7 protein-coding genes are annotated in these 6,593 nt (G+C 66.4%); 3 read left to right on the forward strand and 4 right to left on the reverse strand.

What is annotated here, in order from left to right; genetic code table 11:
• The first annotated feature begins 175 nt into the window (after positions 1-175).
• A complete protein-coding gene (locus D477_RS07700; protein WP_081608508.1) occupies positions 176-625 on the forward strand; it encodes a YccF domain-containing protein in 450 nt (149 codons plus the stop codon).
• A gap of 7 nt (positions 626-632) precedes the next feature.
• On the opposite strand, the gene D477_RS07705 is transcribed toward D477_RS07700, so the two are convergent.
• Positions 633-1,103, reverse strand: a complete 471-nt coding sequence (locus tag D477_RS07705) for a pyridoxamine 5'-phosphate oxidase family protein (protein ID WP_005268452.1) — start codon at positions 1,101-1,103, stop codon at positions 633-635.
• Positions 1,104-1,318: 215 nt separating this feature from the next.
• Here D477_RS07705 and D477_RS07710 point away from each other — a divergent pair, with 215 nt between their 5' ends.
• The gene (locus D477_RS07710) at positions 1,319-1,882 is read left to right on the forward strand and encodes a YceI family protein (protein ID WP_005268453.1); all 564 of its coding nucleotides are present in this window, start codon (positions 1,319-1,321) and stop codon (positions 1,880-1,882) included.
• Between the two features lie 3 nt (positions 1,883-1,885).
• Here the strand turns inward: D477_RS07710 and D477_RS07715 are convergent, their stop codons facing one another.
• Together D477_RS07715 and D477_RS07720 are read right to left on the reverse strand one after the other, a co-directional pair.
• The gene (locus tag D477_RS07715) at positions 1,886-2,467 is read right to left on the reverse strand and encodes a HutD/Ves family protein (protein ID WP_005268454.1); all 582 of its coding nucleotides are present in this window, start codon (positions 2,465-2,467) and stop codon (positions 1,886-1,888) included.
• Between the two features lie 19 nt (positions 2,468-2,486).
• A complete protein-coding gene (locus D477_RS07720) occupies positions 2,487-3,047 on the reverse strand; it encodes a GNAT family N-acetyltransferase (RefSeq protein WP_005268455.1) in 561 nt (186 codons plus the stop codon).
• A gap of 222 nt (positions 3,048-3,269) precedes the next feature.
• On the opposite strand from D477_RS07720, the gene clpB reads away from it, so the two are divergent.
• Positions 3,270-5,876: an ATP-dependent chaperone ClpB gene (gene clpB, locus D477_RS07725; protein WP_005268456.1), complete on the forward strand. Its 2,607-nt coding sequence runs from the start codon at positions 3,270-3,272 to the stop codon at positions 5,874-5,876.
• 58 nt (positions 5,877-5,934) lie between these two features.
• On the opposite strand, the gene D477_RS21105 is transcribed toward clpB, so the two are convergent.
• On the reverse strand, positions 5,935-6,593 hold a 659-nt coding region (locus D477_RS21105; protein ID WP_005268457.1), incomplete at its 5' end, for a septum formation family protein.

A 6,593-nucleotide genomic window follows, 5' to 3' on the forward strand; every position in this document is an offset into this window, starting at 1 on the left:
GCCGCGGCAACCGCCGCGCCTCCGCTCCGGCCAGCAACGTACGCCGCAGCGCCCGCTAGCTCCGGTCCGGGTTCCGCCCGCGCACGGACCGGAAGGCCCTGGCTTGCCCTGTTCAGGGGCAGGTCAGGGCCCTTCCCCATGGTGCCGGCGGACTGCAGCAGCCAGAATGGTGGGCATGAATGCTGTCCTGAACATCATCTGGCTCCTGCTCGGCGGAATCTGGCTGGCGCTCGGCTACTTCCTGGCCGGAATCGTCTGCTGCGTGCTCATTGTCACCATCCCGTTCGGCATCGCCTCCTTCCGCATCGGCGCCTACGCGCTGTGGCCGTTCGGCCGCAAGGTCGTGGATAGGGGAGGGCGGACCTACTTCATGTCCACGCTGGGCAACGTCATCTGGATCCTGGTGGCGGGAATCTGGATCGCGCTCGGGCACATCGTCACCGCTATCGCCCAGGCCGTGACCATCATCGGCATTCCGCTGGCGATCGCCAACCTGAAGATGATTCCGGTGTCGTTGACCCCGCTGGGCAAGGAAATCGTGCCCTCCGACCAGCGGTTCATCGGCTACGACCGGCACTACGCAGGCGGCTACGGCGGCGGGTACTCCGGCGGCTACCTGCGCTGAGCCCCCGCTACTCCACGTTCAGCCGACGGGCGTCGCTGAGGCCTTGGCTCCGCCGCGAGCCCGTCTGGACCCGGAAGCGGCGCCCCGTGACTTCGTCCGGGACGATCCGCACGAAATTGTTCTTCTCGCCGGCCTGCCACGGGAAGAGCGGCAGCAGGGTGGAGCCGAGCACGTCCTCGATGCTGCTGAGCCGCTCGGCGGGCCCCTTGACTACGACGCTCCAGGCGATATTGCTCGCCGGCCGGTAGCCGTCCGTCTCGAAGGCCACCTTGGCGTCCGAGAGGGCTGCGTCCAGCTTGGTGCCCCGGGCCGTACGGAAAACGATCGAGCCATGGTCCACGACGTAGTTGATGGGAAAGAGGTCAGGATGCCCGTCGACCACCACGGCCAGCCGGCCGACATCGGTGCTGCGGAACAATTCCCAGCATTCGCTGGAGGAGAGGTTTTCTATGCCCTCGGGCATCTGCATGGCCGTCATGCTCACAGTCTATTGAGGCCCGCAGCCAGGCGGTAGGCATGTTCCAACGCCGGCCAAGTGAGCTGCGGCCTCTGGGTTTTCCGGTGCAGGAAAGACGTGCAATCGCCATCCGTTTGTGCTGGAATTACCTGCATAGCCGCAACATCCATTGTCGGGCCGCGTCCATCCATCTGCCTGGGGAGGCAGCGCGCGGCACGGGATCCAGGAGGCATCACATGTCCGATCTCTCAGCCGCCTTGTCCGGGGAATGGCGGTTCGACCAGGCCCACACTCGGATTGGATTTTCCACCCGGCATGCCATGGTCACCAAGGTGCGAGGGGCCTTCAACGATTTCGAGGGTGTCATCCACGCCGATGTGGAAAACCCGTCGAAGTCTTCGGTCCAGCTGACCATCCAGGTGGCGAGCATCGATACGCGCAACGAACAACGGGATGAACACTTGCGCACCAACGATTTCTTCGATGCCCCGAACTTCCCGGAGATCAGTTTCCAGAGCACGCATATCGACCAGGTCGAGGAGCGCAACTTCATCGTCAACGGCGACCTGACCATCCGCGGCATCACCAAGCCAGTGTCCGTGCCGATAGAATTCACTGGCGTCGAGCGCGATCCCGCCGGGCACCTCCGGGCCGGGTTCGAAGGTTCGCGCCGGATCGACCGGCAGGCGTTCGGGGTGAAGTGGAATACCGCGCTGGATTCGGGCGGCGTCCTGGTTTCGGACCGGATCCTGCTCGAATTCGAAGTTTCTGCCGTGAAGGTGGAGAACGATGGCGGCTAGCGGCTAATCCTCCGGGTGCGCCTGGGCGAAGACCGAGATAAGGGCGGCGAATCCGCGGCCGGCGATTTCGACGCCGTGCTCCTGCGCCGGACCGGACGCTGCACCCGCGACGGTGTCGAATACGTCGAGCTGCTGCGTTCCGGATCCGTCCGAGGCTTCTGCCTTGCCTTGGAGCAGCACCGCGAACTGCCCTTCAGCCAGGGCCAGCGGCTGCTTCTTCGACAGCTCGGCCACCAGGATGCCGGCGCCGGCGGCATCTTTGCGGACCATAATGTTCAGCGCCCGGCACGGTCCGGTGGGCAGCGCGCAGGAAACCGCACTGCCGCCGTCGAACCTTAAGGGACGGAAGCGCTCGAGCCGGCGGACCTCCCCGTCCACGGTCAGCTCCACCACCTCGCCCTCGATCAGCATGAAGGTGCGCTCCAGGCCGGGAAAAGCGGAGAAGCTGCCGGCCTGGTCGAGGTCCGCGATGCTCAGGCGCCAGTCGGGCGTGTCCGCGTTGCCGCCGGCGGCGATCTCGCGCGTGGTGCCGCCGGCGTTGCGCCAGGGCTGCGGTTTCAACGACGCAAAGGGGATGATGAGCACGGCAGGCCTTCCGGATCGTTCAGAGGTTCCTGGACCAGTTCAGCACATAGATGTCCTCATAGCCGTCCGGCCCTTCCAAACCCAGCTCGGGCGCGGGCTCGAATCCTGCGGCACGCACGATCCTGGCCGAGGCGGCATTGCCCGGCCGGACGCGGGCGATCACAGGCGGCAGTTCCAGCAGCTCATTGGCATGGGCGACAACGGCGCGGACGGCTTCGGTGCCGTAGCCGCGGCCCCAGAAGCGGTAGTCCAGGCGGCAGTAAAGATTGAGTACCGGGCGGCCGTCGAACAGGACATGCTTGACGCCGGCGAACCCGATGGGCTCCGCACGGTCCGGCAGGCGGACGGCGAAGTAGCCCACCCCGTGGCGGTCCCACTGCTCTTCCCACCGCTGGAACAGGCCCTCGGCTTCTTCCCGCCAATTGAGGGCATCACTGGGGTTGTGGCGGGTGGTCCGGCGGTCGGAGAGGATGCGGAAAACCGTGTCGGCGTCTTCGGCCCGCGGGCGGTTCAGCAGCAGCCGTGCTGTTTGCAAGGTGGTTTCGAGGTCCCGGTCGTTTCCGTCGGCGGCTGGTGCCATGGAACCAGCCTAGACCCCGTCCCTGATCCGCCCATCCGGCTTTTCGCGGACGTGGCCACGGGCCTTCTCCTGCCATCCCGCTGGTGACACGATGGGAGCCAGGCAGCTTCAGGGTCGACGGCGGTTCGAGTCAGTGGCAGCTTTACATTCAAAGTTGAGCGGCATACACTCAAGTTAGTTGCGTTGGATCTTGTGCGCGAGCGCAAAAGGAAGGAGCTCGGTTTGGACGCGAAATTCACTACCAAGAGCCAGGAGGCTTTGTCCTCCGCGGCCATGAATGCCTCAACGGCTGGCAATCCGCAGATTGAGCCCGTCCACCTGCTCAAAGCCCTGATGGACCAGCGCGAGGGGGTCGCCGTCGCCCTGTTGAAGGCCACGGGTACCGACCCGGACACCGTCAGCGTGCAGGCGAGCACGGCCATCAAAGCCCTGCCGGCATCGTCCGGCACGTCGGTGGCGCAGGCGCAGTATTCCCGCGGGATCCTGCAGGTCATCAACGTGGCCCAGCAGGAGGCCGAAAAGCTCGGCGATTCCTACGTCTCCACCGAGCACTTGCTGTTGGGGCTGGCTGCCGATAACGGGGCCGCCGGCAAGGTGCTGAGGGAAGCCGGTGCCTCGCATGAAGCCCTGTCCGCCGCGCTGCCTGGAGTGCGCGGGGACCGCAAGGTCACCAACGCGGACCCGGAGAACACCTTCCAGGCGCTGGAGAAGTTCGGCGTTGACCTGACCGCCATTGCACGCTCCGGCAAGCTGGATCCTGTCATCGGGCGGGACTCCGAAATCCGCCGCGTGGTGCAGGTGCTGTCCCGCCGGACCAAGAACAATCCCGTGCTGATCGGCGAGCCCGGCGTGGGCAAGACCGCGGTCGTCGAAGGGCTGGCGCAGCGGATCGTCGCCGGGGACGTCCCGGAGTCGCTGCGGGGCAAGACGCTGATCAGCCTGGATCTCGGTTCGATGGTGGCGGGCGCCAAGTACCGCGGCGAATTCGAAGAACGCCTGAAGGCGGTGCTGGAGGAGATCAAGAACTCCGATGGCCAGATCGTGACCTTCATCGACGAGATCCACACCGTCGTCGGCGCCGGCGCGGCCGAAGGTTCGATGGACGCGGGCAACATGCTGAAGCCCATGCTGGCCCGCGGCGAACTGCGCCTGATCGGTGCGACCACCCTGGACGAGTACCGGGAGAACGTGGAGAAGGACGCTGCCCTGGAGCGCCGTTTCCAGCAGGTGTACGTCGGTGAACCTAGCGTGGAGGACACGATCGGCATCCTGCGCGGGCTGAAGGAGCGTTACGAGGCGCACCACAAGGTGGCGATCGCCGACTCGGCCCTGGTGGCCGCCGCGACTCTGTCCAACCGCTACATCACCGGCCGGCAGCTGCCGGACAAAGCCATCGACCTCGTCGACGAAGCGGCCTCCCGGCTGCGCATGGAGATCGATTCCGCTCCGGAGGAGATCGACCAGCTGCGCCGTGCGGTAGACCGGCTGACCATGGAGGAGCTGGCGCTGGCGGACGAGACCGACGAGGCCTCCCGCGAACGGCTCGAGGCGCTGCGCGCCGACATGGCGGACAAGAAGGAGCAACTCGCTGCCCTGAACGCCCGCTGGGAGGCGGAGAAAGCCGGACTGAACCGGGTCGGTGACCTGAAGGCGAAACTGGACGAACTGCGCAGCCTCGCGGACAAGGCCCAGCGGGACGGCGACCTGGCAGAAGCGTCCCGCATCCTCTACGGCGAAATCCCCGCACTACAGAAGGAGCTGGATGCCGCGCAGGCGGCCGAAACCCAGGCCGAAGCGCCCGAGCTGATGGTTTCGGAGGAGGTCACGGCAGACGACATCGCCGAGGTGATTTCTGCCTGGACGGGCATTCCGGCCGGGCGGATGCTGCAGGGTGAATCCCAGAAGCTGCTGCACATGGAGCAGGTCATTGGCGGCCGGCTCATCGGGCAGGCCAAGGCTGTGCAGTCCGTGTCCGACGCCGTCCGCCGCGCACGCGCGGGAATCAGCGATCCGGACCGGCCCACCGGCTCCTTCCTCTTCCTCGGGCCCACTGGCGTGGGCAAGACGGAGCTGGCTAAGGCGCTCGCCGACTTCCTGTTCGACGACGAACGCGCCATGGTGCGCATCGACATGAGCGAGTACTCGGAGAAGCACTCCGTGTCCCGCCTGGTCGGAGCTCCTCCCGGCTATGTGGGCTACGAAGAAGGCGGCCAGTTGACCGAGGCAGTCCGGCGGCGGCCGTACTCGGTAGTCCTGCTGGACGAAGTGGAGAAGGCCCATCCGGAAGTCTTCGACATCCTGCTGCAGGTGCTCGACGACGGACGCCTGACCGACGGCCAGGGCCGCACCGTGGACTTCCGCAACGTCATCCTCGTGCTGACTTCGAACCTGGGATCACAGTTCCTGGTGGACCCGGCGCTGGACGAGGACAGGAAGCGCGAGGCGGTCATGAACGTGGTCCATGCCAGCTTCAAGCCGGAGTTCCTGAACCGTCTCGACGACGTGATCATGTTCGACCCGCTGAGCATCGAGGACCTGTCGCGGATTGTGGACCTGCAGGTCCAGGCGCTGGCGGCGCGGCTGAGCGAGCGCAGGCTGACCCTGGAAGTGACGGAAGCGGCCCGTGAATGGCTCGCCCTGACCGGTTTCGACCCGGCCTACGGGGCCCGGCCGCTGCGCCGGCTGGTACAGCGCGAGATCGGCGACCGGCTGGCCCGCGGTTTGCTGGCGGGCAGCATTGTGGATGGTGACACCGTCCTGGTGGACCGTGAGGAAGCCGGCCCCGAGGGGCAGGAGCCCGCGGCCGGACTGGTCGTGCGGGCCAAGTAGACCGGCGCAGGAAACGGCCGCGCCTGTTGCTTCGAGGGCAACAGGCGCGGCCGTTGTGCTACTCGCTGACCAGCGAGGTCTTGATGGTGTTGCCTTCGTCCGAAATGACGAAGCAGTCGATCCGCCGGTCGCCTTCCTCCCAGGTCCCCTCGGAGGGCATGCCGTAGGAGTTGCGCAGGTTCGGGTAGTCGGCCGCATTCTCATTGAGATCGACGGCGCCGCAGAATTCCTCGGCCTGGACATTCAGCGCGTCCTTGCCGGGGAACTCCTCCGCCTCCTCATAGAAGTAGGTTCCCACCAGTTGGGCTGCATGCGGGGTGTCGCAGGTGACCACCGTCGCGCTCTGCGTAGCTGCCTGGAAATCGATGAAGCACTGGCCGGCCTCGAAGTCGAACGGCGACACATTCTCCGCGACGACGCCGTCGGCACCCGGGCTCGCCTGCGGCTGTGCTGCCGAACTGGAGGGTGCTGGCGCGCCGGAATCGGAACCGCGGTTGGCGATGCTGACGACAATGACCACGATGATGATAATGGCGGCCAGGATTCCTGCGCCGATCAACAGCAGCGGCTTGAGCGCAGGGCGTCCCTCGCCGTCAGTTGCCGGCGGTTGGCCGGCGGGCGGCGGGCCGGCTGAGTACCAGGTTTCCTGCGCCTCCTGTCCGGCAGCGGTGCCCTTCGCCCAGCGGGATGGGGGAGTGCGCCCTGGCCCCCGGGTGT

Source organism: Arthrobacter crystallopoietes BAB-32 (genome assembly GCF_000328305.2).
Lineage (GTDB): Bacteria > Actinomycetota > Actinomycetes > Actinomycetales > Micrococcaceae > Crystallibacter > Crystallibacter crystallopoietes_A.